The organism is Novosphingobium malaysiense, from assembly GCF_000802225.1.
Lineage (GTDB): Bacteria > Pseudomonadota > Alphaproteobacteria > Sphingomonadales > Sphingomonadaceae > Novosphingobium > Novosphingobium malaysiense.
Genome location: NZ_JTDI01000011.1, coordinates 18,767 through 35,611, shown reverse-complemented (window position 1 = coordinate 35,611; position 16,845 = coordinate 18,767). Strand labels below are relative to the sequence as shown.

General features: G+C 65.0%; 13 protein-coding genes. All 13 read right to left on the bottom strand.

The annotated features are described in order from the left end of the window. Positions 1-9 precede the first annotated feature (9 nt). Positions 10-3,762, bottom strand: coding sequence for a conjugal transfer protein TraG N-terminal domain-containing protein (locus tag LK12_RS22850; protein ID WP_039290355.1), 3,753 nt, complete (start codon positions 3,760-3,762; stop codon positions 10-12). An 8-nt stretch (positions 3,763-3,770) separates the two neighbouring features. Further along, complete coding sequence (locus LK12_RS22845) at positions 3,771-5,192, bottom strand: conjugal transfer protein TraH (protein WP_039290352.1); 1,422 nt, start codon at positions 5,190-5,192, stop codon at positions 3,771-3,773. 61 nt (positions 5,193-5,253) lie between these two features. Continuing rightward, entirely contained in the window at positions 5,254-5,844 is a 591-nt protein-coding gene (locus tag LK12_RS22840) for a hypothetical protein (RefSeq protein WP_039290351.1), read from the bottom strand. Then, positions 5,841-6,725 (bottom strand): conjugal transfer protein TraF, encoded by an 885-nt coding sequence (locus LK12_RS22835; protein WP_039290515.1) that lies wholly within the window; start codon positions 6,723-6,725, stop codon positions 5,841-5,843. The genes LK12_RS22840 and LK12_RS22835 overlap by 4 nt, the downstream gene beginning before the upstream one ends. A gap of 29 nt (positions 6,726-6,754) precedes the next feature. Continuing rightward, on the bottom strand, positions 6,755-7,351 hold the full coding sequence (locus LK12_RS22830) for a S26 family signal peptidase (RefSeq protein ID WP_039290348.1): 597 nt from the start codon (positions 7,349-7,351) through the stop codon (positions 6,755-6,757). Next, a complete protein-coding gene (locus LK12_RS22825) occupies positions 7,323-8,033 on the bottom strand; it encodes a type-F conjugative transfer system pilin assembly protein TrbC (protein ID WP_331454162.1) in 711 nt (236 codons plus the stop codon). The genes LK12_RS22830 and LK12_RS22825 overlap by 29 nt, the downstream gene beginning before the upstream one ends. Before the next feature lie 283 nt (positions 8,034-8,316). Beyond that, on the bottom strand, positions 8,317-9,393 hold the full coding sequence (gene traN, locus LK12_RS22820) for a conjugal transfer protein TraN (protein ID WP_039290344.1): 1,077 nt from the start codon (positions 9,391-9,393) through the stop codon (positions 8,317-8,319). Continuing rightward, positions 9,390-11,318, bottom strand: a complete 1,929-nt coding sequence (locus LK12_RS22815; RefSeq protein ID WP_039290341.1) for a hypothetical protein — start codon at positions 11,316-11,318, stop codon at positions 9,390-9,392. Before LK12_RS22815 ends, traN begins: the two co-directional genes overlap by 4 nt. Before the next feature lie 283 nt (positions 11,319-11,601). Then, positions 11,602-12,615 (bottom strand): TraU family protein, encoded by a 1,014-nt coding sequence (locus LK12_RS22810; RefSeq protein ID WP_039290338.1) that lies wholly within the window; start codon positions 12,613-12,615, stop codon positions 11,602-11,604. Further along, the gene (locus tag LK12_RS22805; RefSeq protein WP_039290335.1) at positions 12,612-13,316 is read right to left on the bottom strand and encodes a conjugal transfer protein TraW; all 705 of its coding nucleotides are present in this window, start codon (positions 13,314-13,316) and stop codon (positions 12,612-12,614) included. Before LK12_RS22805 ends, LK12_RS22810 begins: the two co-directional genes overlap by 4 nt. After that, the gene (locus tag LK12_RS22800; RefSeq protein ID WP_039290332.1) at positions 13,316-13,645 is read right to left on the bottom strand and encodes a hypothetical protein; all 330 of its coding nucleotides are present in this window, start codon (positions 13,643-13,645) and stop codon (positions 13,316-13,318) included. Before LK12_RS22800 ends, LK12_RS22805 begins: the two co-directional genes overlap by 1 nt. Next, positions 13,642-16,194, bottom strand: coding sequence for a TraC family protein (locus LK12_RS22795; protein WP_052223742.1), 2,553 nt, complete (start codon positions 16,192-16,194; stop codon positions 13,642-13,644). The genes LK12_RS22800 and LK12_RS22795 overlap by 4 nt, the downstream gene beginning before the upstream one ends. Further along, entirely contained in the window at positions 16,191-16,829 is a 639-nt protein-coding gene (locus LK12_RS22790; protein ID WP_039290330.1) for a TraV family lipoprotein, read from the bottom strand. The genes LK12_RS22795 and LK12_RS22790 overlap by 4 nt, the downstream gene beginning before the upstream one ends. Between the last annotated feature and the right edge of the window lie 16 nt (positions 16,830-16,845).

The window sequence follows — 16,845 nt, the reverse complement described above, 5'->3', positions numbered from 1 at the left end:
TGATGGCCGCTAGTCGTCCTTTCGTTCTTTGAAGCTCGGGTCCCCGTCAAACGGCCCATTCTGCAAATCGTTTGAAAAACGCCCCGTGCGCAAAATTGAAGATTGTTCGATCGAGGTCAGCGGGCCGGTAACATCTGCAGTCCCCCGGCCTGCATCTGCTTGCTCAAGATAGCGATTGCGTAGGCCGCGTTCCCCGAGAATTTGACGGCTCAGTTCCTTCGAAAAGGTATCGGCGGGGCTGTTTGAACGGGACGCGGCGCGTTCAGCACCTGCAATAGCTTCGCGAACCTCGAAGTTCACAACATCAATGTTGGCATTTGCAGTTTCTGACGTTGTGCCACGATCGGCACTTTCGAAGCCAAGGGATCCAGATGCACTGCCGCCGACAGATCTGTGGGAGGACGGTTTGTTTCTTGTGCTAGCGGTTGTCTGACCGCCCTTTAACACCGATGCAGCTACTGAACCGCCCACTGTGGTGCCCATCGAGTTGCTGTCTTCTGCTCGGCGCGCAATACTTCTGGTCCACCCTGTCTGCGCCATGATGGCCTGAACATCCCGCTGCAGCGTATCGGCCACCTGCGGCTTTAAGCGCCAGTTTCCATGCCGATCCATTTCGAACCCGCCGCGCAGCCAGTTTGCCATCGCGGCATGGCCTTCCTTCCCGCCGCCAAGGAAATGCTCAATCGTGTCCGGCCCAGCCTGTTTGCCAGCCTCGAAGCGCGAGCTGGTATCGCTGCGCGCCGACTGGCTGAAGCCGGTGCTGCTGGAAACCAGCACATCGTCGTGCGCAAAGGAAAAGCGGGCTGTCCCACCGTTGGCGATCGCGCCAAGCTGGCTCTCGTTGATGAGACCGCCGCGCCACATAGCCGCAGCCGTCCGGGACGTGAGATTGACACTGAAATCCCCGTTCTGGTCCATCGCGATCTGCCGTTTGGTAAGCTTGATGCCGTGATCGCTAAGCAGTTTCTGCATACGGGTGAGCCGTTCGTTATCGACGATGCGGGTGAGGCGTTCGTTGCGAGCACGGTCAGCGATACCATCAGCGCCGCCTTCGGCCATGTCGACCTGATTGCCCGAGGTCTGCCGCAGCGCCTGGATGAAGCTGTCGAGCCGGGCTGCTTGCCGTACCGAGGTTCCAGCTGCAGCTGCGCCCTCGGCGTAGCCAAAATTTTCCGCCTGCCGCCGCTGCTCGCCAATGCGTGCTGCGCTGCGGGTTCCGCCAGTTCCCACCTCCCGCTGAGCATCAAGCTTCCCGGACCGCTCGGCAAAGTCGTAGCCTGCCGCTTCGCGGGTGCGGCCGTAGATGCTAGTCCCTTCGCGCGCGGCCTCGGCGCTCGCTCCGTCCGCCGTCCCGACCGATACAGCAGCATTGTAGGTTTCCAGGGCGTGCAAGACCTGAGCCTCATTCCGGCCATTAGCGCGGGAGAGTTGGGTGATGGCGGAGGAGCGTGCCTCGCCCGAGAGGGCATTGATGAACGCGATGCGGCGGCTGGTTTCATCGAGAGGGAGACCGAGCATGGAAGCGGCGGTGCGCTGACCTTCGTTGTTCCCCGTTCTCCAGGCCTGCTCGGTCGCGACATTGCCGCGCTCCACTTCAGCCACGCGATCACCCGCGTAATCGCGCCGACCCTGCATGGCGCCAACCTGGACCTGCGCGCCGGTCAGATCGTTCTGCAGCATCTGCTCCTGCTCGTAGGCATTGGCGATGAGCTTGGCGAAGGTAGGATCGGCTCCGGCCTCACCGATCACGCCGGTGGCCTTCAGTTCTGCGTCGGCCTTTGAATAGCCGCCGCGCTCAAAATGCCGGGCCGCACCCTGGAACATCATCGAATAGGCGCGCTCATCGCCGAAGGCCTTCCATTGCACCATGTTCTGCGCGAAGGCGGCGAAGGCCTTTTCACCTGATTGGCCCGCTCCAAAGTACCCGGTGCCAAGGCTGCGCAGGGCATCTTTTTCGGCAAAGTTGTGGATCGCCGCGGTCGTCGCATTGGCACGCACCGCGCGCGCTACCGCCGGGTCTGCGAGACTGCGGCTGCCAAGGGCAGGGGCGATACCGCCAAGCTCGCGGGATGCATCGACCGCACCCATTCCGAAGGCGGGGACACCGGGCATGCCGCTGTTCGCTTCGCCAAGGACCGTGTCCGCCGCGCCGAACGACCGGTTCGCCCCGAACGTGGAGCGTTCGCCAAAATCACCAAAGCTCGAGGTCGCGCTGCGCCTTGCCATTGTACCACTGGCAGACGCCTGGGACTCGAGGGCGGAGGCATAGCCTTCGCGTGTCGCCATAGGGGCTGCTGCTGCAGAGCCCAGCCCCTGGGCCTGGAGCGCGCCGCCGGTGAAGCTGGAAAACACGTTTCCGGAGAAACGGAACACGGTGAAGACGAAGGCGCCAGCCAATCCTGCCGCCGCCGTGCGGAAGGTGCCGAAGATGGCGAGAGCCTTCATGGCAGCCGAGGGCGCCAGCATCCAGGCATTGGCGGCAACCGCGTTGCTGCGCATCTGCGCGAGGACTTCCATCGCCCGGCCCAGCGTCAGCTGATAGATCCCGGCATCGATCACACCCCACAGGGCGACGAAGACGAAGAGCCCAATCGCAAAGCTCGCCACCCTCAAGTTTATGGGGGTCAGCACGAAGAGCAGAGCAATCGGCACCATGAAGAGCATGATGGCAAAGACAGTGGCCCGGATCGTCGGCATCCACTCGTTGGCGACAGACATGGTCGCAAGGCCATTCGAGACAATCGCCCGGTTGGCCATGACCCTTGCCGCTGCTGCAGGACTGTCCTCGAAAAGCACGTCGCCCACTGCATTGCCGAGCAGCACATCGCTCATGAAGGCCTGAAGGACAAGCGGCGTTCCCATCATCATTTGCCCCATGTCGCCAAGGCGCGAGCGGCAACGGGCAAGCTGAGCCGCATCGGCTATGTCGTAACCCGTTCTCTGACAGACCTGCCGGGTGTAATCGTCGAACAGGGCGGGATCGGACAGCCGGGCCTGGATATGATCCCAGGCCTCGGTGCAACTGACCGTAGTGCCGCCCTTGTCGGCGGCGGTATAGACCGTGCTGAATGTCGATGGCCCAGCCATGGCCGCAAAAGTAGCCGGGAGGTCGGTTGCTGTGCGGAACAGCTGGTCGTCGTCGACAGGGTAGGATGCCGATACGCGCGCCACCGGATAACACTGGCGCAGGTAGTCCTTGATCGTTGCATCGAGGAAGCTGTCGGTCATGGGGCCGTTTGGGGATACCGCATTGAGGAAGAGGTCGAAGCTGTGCCCGCCCGCGCCAAACTCGAGCTTGGCATTGGGATCGAGTGTATTGTCGTCGATGGTTTCGGCGAGCGAGCGCTCCATCAGGTTGGTGACGCCTGCCACCAGGACGAGGAGGTTGGGCACATCGCCCACCGGCTGGTAGGCGTTGCGCACCTTGTCGTAGACATGGACGGTGCCGGTCGTGGCAATCAGCCCCACGAAGAGCCCGACGCCGACCAGGATCTGGAAGCCGAAAGCAACAAGGCCCATACCTTGTCCCCGCACGCTGGCGATCACGGCGCCGAGCGCAATGCCGACCACGGCAATGATTACGACCAGCGTTTCGTAGCGCGGGTCGGCAAAGATCATCGAGACGAGCCGGAATGCATCCACCGTCTCGGCAAAGCCGTCGTAAGTGTAGAAGCTGGTGTCGACGGCCAGGGCTGGCGTCGCGATCAGGCTGATGGCCAAGGTGAGGATAAGACCCAAGGCTGCGCGGATGGTGCGGATCATGGCGTCGCTCACCGGCCAGGGGCCGTAGCGGCGCCGACGGCATCGCGCGCATCGCGGTCGCGCTGGCGGATGAGCCCGGCGTAATTGGCCGAGAGATTGGCGGCGTCGAGCGCTGCCATGTAGCTCTGGCGCATCTGCGCGCGCTGGCGCAGCACTTCCTCGCGCAGGCCTCGAAGCTGCTCGATGCCCTTGGTGAGAATGCGGGTCTGGCACAAGTTGGTGTTGGCGGCATCGGCCACTCCTGCTGCATTGGCTCCGCGCTCGGCGTTGGAAACGGCAAAGTCGATGCTGCGGGTCAGGTCATTGAGCATCTGGTAGGCGAGGGTGAGGGCAACCAGTTCGTCGGTATCGGCGATCACAGAGTCCGGAACACCCTGGCGCACACCCCATTCGAGCAAGCGGTAGACGGGCAAGGTGCGGATATTGGCGACGAACTGGCGCTCGTCAGCCGTGAGGGCGCTACGCGACCTGATCTTGCCAGCGATCGCTTCCATGCGTTCGCGCGCCAGTTCGAGAGCGCCCTTGCCGGTTCCTGCCGAGCAGTCGGCAGCGGTCGCCGGAATGTTGAGTGCACGGCGCTGGACCTTGCCAGTCAGGAAATCCTCGACGCTTTCGGTATCCTGATGCGGGCACGCCGGGATCGCCGAGAAGAGCGGGACCTTGTCGGCTGCGTCCCAGCGCATGTAGACGTCGCCCACCCGCGCACGCATCACGCTCGCCCAGTCGCCTGCGCCGACGCGGGTCGCGGCATGGGACAGCAGCGATCCGGTACGGAAGATCTCGGTGACCTCGGCCGGGCAGTTGGCGAGCGCGTCCTTCAGGTCCTCGGTGGGGTTGTTGGCATTGGCCTCGATCTTCTCACGGCTCTGCTGGTAGCTCTTGGCAAAGCCTTCCTTCACCGACTTGTAGCCGGTCATCTCCTCGATGATGCCCGACATGTTCTCATCGCCTTTGGCGATCTGGACCATGCGGTTGGCAAGGCGGCAGTCGTTCACCTGGATCGAGTTCAGGAAGTTGGTTGCCGCTTCCATCTTGGAGATGATGTTGCCCATCTTCTCGTCCAGGGTTTCGAGGAGGTACTGGAAGGCGACGGCGGGTGCGGCTTGGAGGATGCTTTCCAGTTTCTGGACGAGGTAGTCGGGGTCGAGGAAGGACATACCGCCCAGGAACATGTCGATGCCGCCGCAGCCCGCCTTGATCTTGGGGAGGGTCAGGCTGGTCAGGTAGTCGCTATGAACATCGACCCGGCCCGACATGCCACCGGCGGTCACATAGCCGCGTGTCTGGTCCTCGAAGCTGCCGGGGCTTGTGTAGGTGACGTTGTCGAACCAGGTCTCTGCCCAGCTCTGGGCCTGGGCTGGCGCGCTTGCCGCGCACGAGGCGAGCAGCAAGGCTGCTGCAAGGTTGAGGCGGGAGAAGCACTTGGCCATGGCGGGCGTCTTTCTGTTCGTGCCGATAGGGGAAGGGGCCTGCCCGCCATGAACGGTCTCTTCAGCGATGGATGCGGGATATCGGGCTTGCACCCACGATCCCGGTGAATTTGGACAGTGCGCGTACGCCCACCTCAGCGCGCACCCCGGTCAGCATGCGCGCGGCAAGCCAGGCATTACGCGCCAGGTTCGGCGCATGATCGGTGCCGATCGCGATCGGAACGGTGCGGTTTGGGGCATCGAGCGGCCGTACCCAGGCAACGGGATGGCCGACCCAGGGCAGGCCAAGCCGGCCAGAGCGCAGCAGGGCGTCCTCGCGCGATATCGTACGGACCTGCCAGCCATAGTGCTGGCGCAGCATGCCGAGCCGGGTCCACAGGTCGGCGCAAGGCACACACCCCGGCGCGGTGCTCATTTCGATGACGAAGGCGGGCGCGAAGGCGCGCAGGGAAACGGCAAAGTCGGGAGGAAAGTCGCGGGTAACCGGTACACGCGCAAGCCAGGCCCGCATTTGGGCGGTGCTGGAGACCGGATGAATTGCCGCTGCCCTCGCATCCTCGCGCGTCGCCGGCCGGGCCCAACCGGAAGATCCAAGTGCGGCCAGGCAGGTTGCGGCCATGACCGTGACCAGAAAGCGAATGGCTTGCTTCATTGGCGAGGCCCAAAAGGAGTGGATTCATCTCCGATCCTTCTATCCCGGGACAGCGCTCGCGGATCGCTCGCCGCGATTGGGCCCGCGGAAAGGGCATCGAAGAAGCCGCCTTCTTCGCCCGCGCCCGTCATGAACTGTTCGGGCCGGATGTCGCCTGTCAGCAGCTTCACGGCCTGGTAGGCCATCTGGGCAAGGTTGGGATAGGCCTCGATCCCGGCGGCAATGACCATTCGCTGGTGGCTGTTCCTGCGAATGATCATGGTGGTGGGTGTCACTTCGACCCCGTAGCGCGCTCCGAGGTCCGGACGCCTGTCGAGGTCCATCAACGTGACCTGCCAGCCTATTTCGTCCTGGAAGCGCTGGACGATCGGCCACTGCACACGGCAGTAACCGCAGGTCGTGCGCGAGAACATGACGAGCGCGAATTCATTGGCATGCGCGCGCAAGTAGCGCTGGCGGACGTCATCCTTGTGCGCGGTAAGCTCGGCCCTTGCATCGCCTACCATCGGGTTGGCTGACTTTGAGTTCAGCGCCGGGTTTTGCAGCATGGCAATCTGGGTGAGCCCGGCGAAGGCGCGGGCCTTGCGGCGGGCGAAATCCTCAAGACGCCAGAAATCGGCGACGGCATCGACCGTAAGCGCGGTCGCGGCATAGTCGCGCTGGTCCTCGATCAGCTTGCGAATGCGGGGCGGTGTCCATGCCGCGAGCTCTGCCATGGGCGGAATCACGGGTTTGACGAGCGGATTGACTTCGTCCGTTCTATTCGGTTCCGCTTTGGGAGGTGGCGCATACCACCAGTAGCCGTGCTTGACCTCGGGAAGACTGGCGCCCGATTGTGCGAGGGCGGGATGGGGCTTGTTGAGGGCCAGGGCAGCCGTCATCGCGGCAGTGCACACGATGCCTGGGCCCCTCACAGCACTTTCCTCATCCGGGTGAGGCGCAGAATCGCCACCGGTCCGTAGTAGCGGCTGTCGAAGCCATCGGGATGGGGCGAGCCGACATAGACCATGCCGGCCGGAATGACGGGGCCTTCCGGATGCCAGTGGGTGAGCGTCTGCCCATTGCGGCCCAGAGGCTTGGAAATGCCGAGCAGTTTTCCGTTGCAGTAGTACCAGCCATCGCGCGTTCCAGGGTGCATCGAGGGCCTCTCGACCATGGTGATCCTCTCGCCCGGCAGGCACAGCGCTTCCTTGGTCACGCTGACAGGTTCCGGCCCCGCGAGCGGATGCGAGAGGGTGAACATGACGAAGTCTCCCTTGCGTATGGGACCGGGATCGGCGCGCACCGCGATGGCGGGGATCGAGGGGCTCATGACCCAGGTGACCTGCGGGATGGCCCACCAGGCGAGGAACCCTGCCGGAAGGACGATAGCGTAGGCTTTCCAGAGCCGGGCCGGGCGCACGGGTTCGCCGAGCCCCGCGCTTCCCAGCGCCACGGCGGCACGCAGCGGCAGGTCCCGCAATGCAGGCCAGGTGCTCTTAGCGGTTTTCCAGGCGAGCCGCAGCATCGCGCACCTCCTGTCTGCCGCCAAGGCGAGCGTATTCGCCGAGCATTCCGGAAAGAGCCGCATCGCCGTAGATGACATGCGGGCTCACCGGCGTGTTGTCGTCGCGTTCGCAATAGGGCTGCGCCGGATCTCCGGGGATCATCGCCAACGCGGGCACCCGCGTTACGCCATGCTGGCGGAACACCAGCGGATCGACGATGATCTGGACATCGCGCATCGCGCAGGCCGGTCCTTCGCAGCCCGGATCGACGCGCAGGATTTGCGCCGAGAGTTTCGCCATCGGCGCGACATGCGTCAGCCCGCCCGGCATCCCCCGAAACGCCATGGCCCCGCCTGCTTTCTCGAGCTGGCCTGCGTAAGTGCGCAACACAGCAACCGGCATGGACGACGAAGCGAACAGCACCGGCACCCAGCCTTTGGCCGCGGGTGATGGCCCCGCCTGGGCCAGAGGCATCACACCGGGCGCATCGAGCCCGAGCGCCTGCGCCATGCGCCTGGCCATGGCCTCGCGCTCGGTCGCCACACCCTCGCGCGCCTTCTCGAGCCCCGCACGCGCCCGCGTCTCCAGTTCCGGCGAAGGTGTCCGCGCCCGCAGACCATCGAATGCCCGGCGCCTCTGTTCGTCGGGCAGGTCCGGGAGCGCGGTTGGTCCCGATACGGTGTCCGTCTTCTGCCGGTTCACGGACTCCTTAAGGCGGTCCATGGCTGAGCTGCCCTGCTGCGCGACCGGACTTCCAGTGCTTGGGGCCTCATTGGCCAAAGCCTCTTGAGACTGCGCAGGGCAGGTAGGGACGAAAAGCGACAGGACTAACAACGCGAGGGTGCGCCCATTGCGGATTTGGCTCAGACCGGAGCGAGAATGGGTGTGTTCGAGAACCGGCGCGCAGCGTACTTCCAGTACGTGAGCACCGGAAGCGCAGAGCGCGCCCGTTCGCAGCCCGGTATCAGTCAAATCCGTAATGGGCTCAGGGCTGGAAGTAGGCATTGATCCTTTCCTCCATATCGATTTGAATTTGGCTCTGGGTGCGGGCTTCGATGTCCGAGTAGTATTCGGAGAGGTCCATCTTCGAGAAATCGAGGGCCTGGAACTCTTCTGGGGTGAAGCCCCGGCAGTAGGGGTTTTTCGGCGTGCCCCAGCCAATTTCGCTGAATGCGATAAGCTGGGGGCGGCCCTGTTCCTGGATGATGCGCCCGAGCCTGGTATTGAAACAGCAGTGGCCCTTCGCCTTCTGGACGCAAATGCCCAGGATCCTGGAGGAGCAATAGGTCCCGACTTCGTGGCACATGTCCGAGCCGCGCAACATGCCGGTTTCCATGTCTTCCTGGTCGCAGCCGGCGAGCAAGACCTCGATCATGAAATTGAGGGCCAGGCTGATCGCGATCGAGGTCGGATCGATCCCGACGATAAGCGCGTTCGCCCCTGCACTCGCCGCTTCGCTGGCCGTGGCCCCGGCCTGGAAGGCGGTGTAGGCGGCCTTCATCCCGGTGAAGACGCCCTTGGCGACGGCGATCTTGGTGCCGATCGAGGCGACGGACGAGCCCATGCCGTCCTTCACGATCTTGCCCTTGTCCTTGCAGCAGTTCTGGAAGGTGTCGGAAAGTCCCGGTGGGCGGCAGCGCATGGCGCGGCCGGAAAAGATCTCGATTCTAGCGGTACAGTTTCCCTCCGTATCGAGCTCCCCATCGGCCGGAACGCCCGGATCGTTCATGGCCGGTTCCTCGGCGATCGGCGTTGCATCGGTGTCAAGGCAGGCGTGGGGCGAACAGGCGGGAGTGCCGCTTGAGGCAGGGGTTTCGCAAGCGAACTGGTCCCCGAGCGGGCAGACGTAGGAGCCATCGGTGCCCGCTACACAGTTCACCGCTTCGATCGGGCAGAGCCAGGTTTCGCTGGTGGTCGCAAGGCAGCTGGCGGTTTCGCCGGGCGCGGCGGCATCGCCGTTGCCGTCGAGATCGGCGGCGCAGAGCGCATCGGCATGGGCAGGCGCCGTAACGGCAAAGCTTGCGCCAGCCATGAGCGCAAGGAGAAGGCGGGAGGTTCTCATCGCGCAGCGCTCGTGCAGACCATGTCCGCGCCCGCGAGCCGGACGGTCTGCATCATGACCACGGCCTCGGGAAAATCATCAAGGCAACCGCAGGCGCTTACAATCTCTTCACCGGGGCCTGGGGGGCAGGCGTTGGCGCTGTCGCAGACGTGGTAGAAGGTGTCGTAGCCGGCGGGATCGTTCTGCCTGGCGCCAACGACACCGGCTGGCGCCGCGTCGGTGTTGGCGCGTGGCGCGCGCGTCTTGCAGATCGCTTCGCACGTCGGCACCGAGCCCCGGTCCGGCAGGCTGAAGGGCCGCGTCGAGGTCGTGGCCGTGCCATCGGAGGCGGTTTGGCGATCGGCGAGCAGGGTCTTGGTCGAGTGGTCGATGACGTAAGCGCCGCGGCTGAGGTCGGGTTCGGGTAGGGCTGCGCTATCGACGATGCAGCGGTATTGCCGCTCGCGGCTGAAGAAGTCGCGGGCGAACTGGAAGGTGCAGGCGCCGGTCCCGAACAGGCGGGTCCCGGCAAGGGGGCGAAGGCCGGTGCCGACCCCGTTCACGACCGTAGCCACCCCATCGTCCGACTCATTGTAGAGACGGCATGTATCGTCGGCGGCATTGGCGGCGCACAAGTCAATCAGCCGCTCGCTCACATCGCATCCCGTTTTCGCGGTGATCTCGATGTCGATGTAGCCCTGGCGGCCATCGCCGCCGCCGCGCACCCTTGCGGCAACAGTGGTCGAACCGGCCTTGAGGGCGGGGGCAATATCGATATCGAGCGGGACATAAGGATCGCTGCCGCCCTGGCGGCAATCGCCTGTCGGCAGGCCATCGGTGAGCCAGGGGCGTTTGCCGGCCGAGCCAATGATTTGGCCGTTGACGCGGCCCTGGACCCAGTCGTCGGCGCCAAGGCCGACGACGCGGGCCGAGACGATGCGGTCGGGCGCATGGGTATCGATAGTCGCGCTGAAAAGCGGCGGCACATCGCTGCAGTTCCCGTCGCCACCGATACGGTAGCGCCGGCAATCGGTGCCGCAACTCGTGACCGACTGCACCGCGCCCGACACACCCAGCACATCGTCGAAGCTCCAGGAGCGGACCGTGATCTCCCGCTCGATCGTGCATGAGCGGGTCACTTCGGCCTTGCCGGAGCCGGCCGCCGAGCCTTGCAGGGCCTGGAACACCGAGTTCGAGGAGCTGAGCGCAAAGGCATCGCCGCCGATCGCGGTGGGATTCTTGCGGTAGGCGGTCTCCGCGGCCGTATCGCCGCCGGTACAACTGGTGGTCAGCGCGCCGACATAGTCGATCACGGGACCGTTGATCCGCGCCTCGGCGACGCCGATCGCGGGGAACGCGGTGGTGAGCGCGCCGACCATTCCGCCGCCAAGGTCCTTGAGGACCGTCGCCAGGTTGCCGAAGACGAGATTGCTGCCGCAGCTGGCATTGACGCAATAGCATCCGGCAAGTTCGGGCATCTGGACCTCGGTGAGCTTCAGATCCTTTGCCGCATCGACGTCCCAGCGGAAGGCGCGGCAATGGGACCAGGTGCCCGGATCGCAGGAGAGGAGGCCATTGGCGCAGATGCCCGAGACCGGGACGGGCAAGTTCGAGCTTGAATCGAACGTGCCGTCCATGTCCGTGTCGCGCGAGATGCGAACGAGGCCGATGTCGCCGGTGGCGGCAGGCTGGATCAGCACTTCGAGCAGCTTCGCACTCTTCTGGCAGGCGATGGCCGGCGTGAAGCTCTTGCTCCCATCGATCGTCGTCACGGCCTCTCCGCTCATGGCGGGCGTCACGTAGGTATCGAGAAGCACATCGCTGGTCCCGGTCTTCGCCCGCGAGGCGCTGGCCGCGGTTCGGGCGCGCTCTTCCACGCTCTGGTCCTGGAGGGCGGCAGGCAGCAGCACGATCGTGCTCGCGGCAAGGCATCGCCAGGGTCTCATTGTCCGCTCCCTCCGGGAGCAGGCCGGGCGCCGCTGGAGGTGTGACAGCCAAGGGTGGCCGGCATGGCCGCGGCGAAGCCCGGGACGGTTGAGAGGGCGAACGTCCCGGGAATCCGCCGACAGCCGTGCCGGCCGGGGGCGGAGCGACCCTGCCCGGGGGCAGGCAAGGCCGCTCCTGTTCCACGCGCGTCCCGGCAGCCTTCGTGGCTGTGGCGGGCAGACCATTGCGGAACCGGGCCGCGCGCGGAAAGAGGATGGGGTGAGATGCGGGCAGGGGAGGCGCTCATGGCGTGCTTACTCCTGCGCAGCAGATGACTTTCTCGAAGAGCATGAACTGGGCGTTGTCCTGCCCCGGCGCATGCTTGCCCGAGGACCACAGCGCGCCCGGACGCCCGACGTTCACGCACTTGCCGCCCTTGACCGGCTCCATGAGCTGATACTTGTAGCGGCTCTTGGTCCAGATGGGCTGGGGGATGAACGAGCAGCCGTCGGCCGAGGAAATGGTAAGCGCGCCAAGGCGCCCCATCATGAATGTGCCGCGCGCCGCCAATCCGGCCCAAGCCTCGACACTGTCATCGAAATGGATGTCGCCCGCGACCGGGTAGGTCGCTCCCCACGAACCCATGCACCAGAACAGGGGATCGATGACCTTGCCCGCGGCAGCCGCGGCGCTGTCGGCCATGCAGGCAAGGCCCGCGGCGGGATTTCCGAAGAGGATGCCCTCGGGTTGGATGATCGCGCCAAGCGTTCCCGACTGCCAGGTCGGCAGCACCTCGGTGATCATCGCCACGTCGAAGCCGTCGTCCTCGAGGCAGGGAAGGTCGGTGAACATGTCGAGCATCTTCCAGACCGGCGAGATGTAGTAGTGCATCTGCGCGAACATCTTGCGCGTGTTCGTCCCATCCGAAATCGAGCTCTGGCTGCCCTGGAGGCGGCCATGGGTGGGCATCAGATCAGCCCCCAATGCCATCATGCAACCTGGCTCGGTCACCACATCGATCATGCGATTGGGCGACCAGAAGCTTACCTTTACCCCGAACCAGAATGTGGCGCCCTTGCGGCAGGCGCACAGCGGCTTGGAGGAGGACTGCGCATCGAGCTCGCGCGAGAGCTTGTCGGTGCTGCCCACGCGCACGCCGCCGATCGTGATGGGAAAGATGCAGGTCCAGCGCACCTTGGTCATCGGATTGAACACCGTGCCTGCCGGGCAGGACGATGCCTGGGCCGGACTCGCTGCAAGGCCTGAAGCGAAAAGCAGGGCTGCTCCAAGCGCGTTCCGGATGCGTGAGTGGTTCATGGCTGGGGCCTGCGTTCGCGGGCGGACGTAGTCGTGGCGTCCTTTCGGTGCCCGCGCCGATCGATGCGGACTTCGGTGAGTTCGAGCCTTTTGCCCTGCTGGCGCACCACGACCGGCGCGACGGTAAGGCCGAGGCGCTGCTTCACGCGCTCTTCTAGAATGAAGATCGGCCGGCCCGTGCGCTCGGACAGCGTGATCGCGTCCTCATCCCGCGCATCGCCTGCCGCCAGCAGGATGAAATCGGTCAAGCGCGCGGTCTGGAGAGCCCAGGCGAGATCGCGCGGCCGGACGACGACAAGGCGCTGGGGAAGCGTCACGTAGTCGAGCGGATTGAAGGTGAAGCCCCTGGGGTAGAGCACCTTGCCGTCCGGCAGGCGGATTTCGGTATCGAGCGAGTAGAAGGGAACCACATTTCGCGTCCGGTTGACGGTGGCGGGCGCCAGAGAGGCGGCTTTCATGGCCGTCCATCTGGAGCGCGGGCCAAACTGGCCGCGCATGTCAGAAGGGAGTCTGGCGGTGCGGGCCTCGATTTCCGAGAGGGCATCCGGCTCGGCGATGGGCCATGTGCGCCCGATCGTCGAGGTCGCGGCCTTGGCGGTGGCGCCGAGCAGGGCGGAAGCGAGCACCAGCGCGCCGATGGTCGCGGCCTGGAACAGGGCAACCGCGCGGACGTGATCGTGCCGCGGGGGCGGAGGCCTCATCACCGGCGCCTCCAGCGACGCAGGCGTTCCGATAGGTGGCATGCCACCCCCGAGAGCACGATGAGCAGCATGCCGCTCGTAAAGCAGGCGATACCGACGAGGAACGCGCCGCGCAGTACCAGCGCCGTGGGCTGGCCCAGGGTGAAGCCTGCTGCGAGCACGAGGGCCGTCATCATCACGCTTTCGACAAGGATCAGCCGGAAGCGCCAGCGCAGGGCCGCGGCCTCGGCGCGAATGGCAACGCGCGCCTCGATGATCCGCTCGATCTCGACATCCTTGCTCCAGTCGAGGCTCATCTGGTCGGGGTGGCTGGGGCGCTGTCGCATCATGCTGCCTCCTCGTCCTCGGCGGTGAGAAGGAGCGGCGGGCGGGTGCCGAGGATCTCGGCGGGATCGACCCCTGCAAGTTCGCAGACCGCTTCGAGCGGTGAGCGGCCTCGGCGAATGAGCGCCTCGAAGGCGGCGACTTCGGTCGGCGCGGAAGTGTTGATCCAGTAGCTGAAGGGATCGACGACGAGCCGCGCGATACCCAGACCCAGCGGGGAGTCGATGAAGACTTCGGAGTAGTTGGGCTTGTTGTTGCGGACCGATTTCAGGAGGTCGAGCACGAAAGGCGAGTAGTCGAGGATCTTGTTTTCGACCGCCTTCTCGTACGTCGAACCCTGTAGCAGGAAGCGGGTTGCCGCGTTTTCGAGAATGACCTGGCCGGTACCGCCGAAAAGCATGAGGTCGTTCATCGACTGCATGACGATGCCGAAGCTGCCCTGGTACTTGCGTGCACGGCGGTAGCCTTGCCCGAAGGCTTCGGCGAGGCGCGAGAGGTCCTGGCCGTCGCTGCGGGTCATGAATTGCGCGGCCTCGTCGCACAGCACGAAGCGGGGACGGTCGCGGCCCGAGAGGTAGAGTTCCTGGGTGACCGCGTTCACCACCACCATGACCACGACGTTGAAGAGGTCTGGCATGTTCTTGAGGCGTTCGAGCTCGAGCACCACGAACTCGTCGCTCGAGATATCGAAGGTCGATGGCCCGTTGAAGTAATGGCCGTAGGCGCCGTCCGAACCGAAGTCGCGCAAGTTGAAGGCAAGCTCGCGCGCGACGGGGAGGAGGTGCTCGACCTTGTCGAGATCGGTCCGCGTGTGGGCGGGATAACTTCCCAGCCATTCTCGCACCGCATCGATGCCCCGTTCGGCGCGGCCGGAATCGATCGTCCACTGGACAGCGGACTTCAGGAGATTCCATTCCGAGGTGGAAACGCCCTTGCGGGTCGCGGCATTGGCCATTTCGGCAACGATGGCGACGGCCATGGCGATCGCCGACTGCTTGTCCTCGCCGTCGATCGCAAGGCCAAGATCGAAGGGATTGAGGACGAGGCGTTCCTCGCCCAGATCGATGTACCGGCCCGAGCACAGGGTGCAGAGCTTGCGGTAGGAGCCGCCGATATCGATGATCCGGATGAGCGCGCCGCTTGCATAATACTGCTGGCACAGGTTGTTGAGGAGGAAGCTCTTGCCCGCGCCGGACTCGGCCGAGACGATGAAGTTGTAGTTGTTGATGCGCGGATCGAAGAGATCGAGCGTGATGAGCTGGCCCTTGCGGCCAGTGTAGAGGAGGGCCGGGCGCCCGCCGCCGCGAAAATCGGTCTGGATCGGGCTCATGAGCACGGCGGCCTTGACCGGCATGCGAAAGTCTCGCTCGAGCATGCGCAGCGTCTTGCCGTCGGGGTAGAGCCCGAAGGGCAGGCTCATCGGCAGCAGGATCGGATTGAGGTAGCTTTCCTCCTGCATCATGAAGGGGAGGGGCTCGGCTTCCCACAGGCGCCTTGCGCGCGCGGCCATTTCTCGCGCTTGCCCTCGTGTCTCGCCGAAGACCCAGACCGAGGGAATGACGCGCACGAAGCGGCTGTTTCCGGCCTCGTCGAGCACCCAGCTGATTTCCTCGATCTGCTTGCCGACCTCGACCGCGAAGGAGCCTGCGGCTTTCTGGGCCGAAAGAATCTGCGCGCGCTTGTGGATCTCGAACGCGCTGTGATCGAACAGGACATTGAGAGTGTAGAGAAACGGCCCGCCGATCTGGTCGCTGTCTTCGGCAGAGCCCCGAATGCCGCCGGTCAACCGGCTTGCACGTTCGGCGGTGATGCGCCGGGCGGGCGCTTTGGGCGTGAGGCACCGCGCGACCTGGCCGCCGAGGAAGACTTCGGGGCCTTCGAAAAGCAGGTCTGGCCCGGCATCGATGATCTGCTTGCGCAAGGGGCGCGGCGCGCTGCCATCGCTGGTGCCATTGGTGAAGTTGCCCGGAGCCGAGGTGAACACACCGTTGAAGACGCGGCGGTAGAAGGCCATCAGGGCTTCGGGCGGCATCGGCGCGATCCCGAGCCTCGCCAGTTGTTCCTCGATCTGGCGCCGCGGATCGCGGCCCAGCGGCTTGCGCGTCTTGACCGCCAGGAAGGTGCGGAAATTCCTGACCGGGATGCCGTGCAGCGCGCCGAGTCCGTGCCGGCCTTCGCGCAGGTAATCGTAAGTGCGCCGCGCGGAGGCCTGGATCAGCGGATCATCGCGGGTCTTGAGGTCAAGGAAGGCATCAAGCGCATCATCGACGAGCGGATCGGCAAAGCTGATGATCTGCAGCACCGTGCCCGGCTCGAAATGAATGTTGAGCAGGCCCAGCAGCGCCGAGTGTACGTGGGCGAACATGTAGGCGCTGGGTGTCAGTTCCCAGGCGTAGCCCCAACCATCATCGATCGTCAGGAACGCGCCTTCCTCTTCGGCCCAGGCGACGAGTGGCAGGTGATCGGAGTAAGAGTCCCGCGAAACCTGCCGGCGCAGCGCCGCGAAGCTGAGATCGCCGATCCTGTCCCTGTCATTGTTGGGGCGGGCGCTCATCGGCCAGTCTCCGATGCAGGCATAGCTTCAGCACGCCCTGGGCCGCCGGTGGCGATGCCATCGACAGGCCTTTCGCGGATCTGTCCCAGCACCGGCAGCTGCGCGGCAGGGGATAAGGGCTTTACGAGATAGCCGCCCACCACCCAGGTCGGGCGTTCAAGGATCGAATAGACGTAGCGCGGCATGAACAGGCGGTCGGGCCGCTGCCGGTCGGCATAGGGGAGGATCAGAGTGCGCACGGTCTCGCCCGACTTCAGCATCGGCGTTACCGGGGCCTCGATCAGGCCCTGGAGTTCGCGGTAGACGCTGTCGCGGTAACCGGCGAAGGCGCCCGCTGCGTCGCGGGCACTGCCGCGCAGCTTGCCGGCAGCCTTGCCGCTATCGCGCAGCAGCTTCCTGTCGTTGGTCACGGCGGGATCCGAGCGCGCCTTGCGGCCCGCGCGCGCGTCCTCGTAGGCGTCCTCGGGGTGGATGCACTGGCCATGATCGGGGTTCTTGCAGGAGAACTTTTCCGGGTAGGGCGACATGATCGAGCCCAATGACGCACAGCCGCTGAGCGAGCCTGCGAGGACCATGAGCGCGGGCGCCAGAAGGCGAGCGGTTCGCGGGTTGAAGCGATCGGGGAGCAAGGCCATGGGAGCTTCTCCGGAA

What these genes read in the sequence shown, in the direction of transcription:
- LK12_RS22815 (WP_039290341.1), bottom strand. Translation starts at nt 11,318, where the DNA reads ATGAGACCCTGGCGATGCCTTGCCGCGAGCACGATCGTGCTGCTGCCT.
- LK12_RS22830 (WP_039290348.1), bottom strand. Translation starts at nt 7,351, where the DNA reads ATGCTGCGGCTCGCCTGGAAAACCGCTAAGAGCACCTGGCCTGCATTG.
- LK12_RS22835 (WP_039290515.1), bottom strand. Translation starts at nt 6,725, where the DNA reads ATGACGGCTGCCCTGGCCCTCAACAAGCCCCATCCCGCCCTCGCACAA.
- LK12_RS22840 (WP_039290351.1), bottom strand. Translation starts at nt 5,844, where the DNA reads ATGAAGCAAGCCATTCGCTTTCTGGTCACGGTCATGGCCGCAACCTGC.
- traN (WP_039290344.1), bottom strand. Translation starts at nt 9,393, where the DNA reads ATGAGAACCTCCCGCCTTCTCCTTGCGCTCATGGCTGGCGCAAGCTTT.
- LK12_RS22810 (WP_039290338.1), bottom strand. Translation starts at nt 12,615, where the DNA reads ATGAACCACTCACGCATCCGGAACGCGCTTGGAGCAGCCCTGCTTTTC.
- LK12_RS22845 (WP_039290352.1), bottom strand. Translation starts at nt 5,192, where the DNA reads ATGGCCAAGTGCTTCTCCCGCCTCAACCTTGCAGCAGCCTTGCTGCTC.
- LK12_RS22850 (WP_039290355.1), bottom strand. Translation starts at nt 3,762, where the DNA reads ATGATCCGCACCATCCGCGCAGCCTTGGGTCTTATCCTCACCTTGGCC.
- LK12_RS22790 (WP_039290330.1), bottom strand. Translation starts at nt 16,829, where the DNA reads ATGGCCTTGCTCCCCGATCGCTTCAACCCGCGAACCGCTCGCCTTCTG.
- LK12_RS22805 (WP_039290335.1), bottom strand. Translation starts at nt 13,316, where the DNA reads ATGAGGCCTCCGCCCCCGCGGCACGATCACGTCCGCGCGGTTGCCCTG.
- LK12_RS22800 (WP_039290332.1), bottom strand. Translation starts at nt 13,645, where the DNA reads ATGATGCGACAGCGCCCCAGCCACCCCGACCAGATGAGCCTCGACTGG.
- LK12_RS22795 (WP_052223742.1), bottom strand. Translation starts at nt 16,194, where the DNA reads ATGAGCGCCCGCCCCAACAATGACAGGGACAGGATCGGCGATCTCAGC.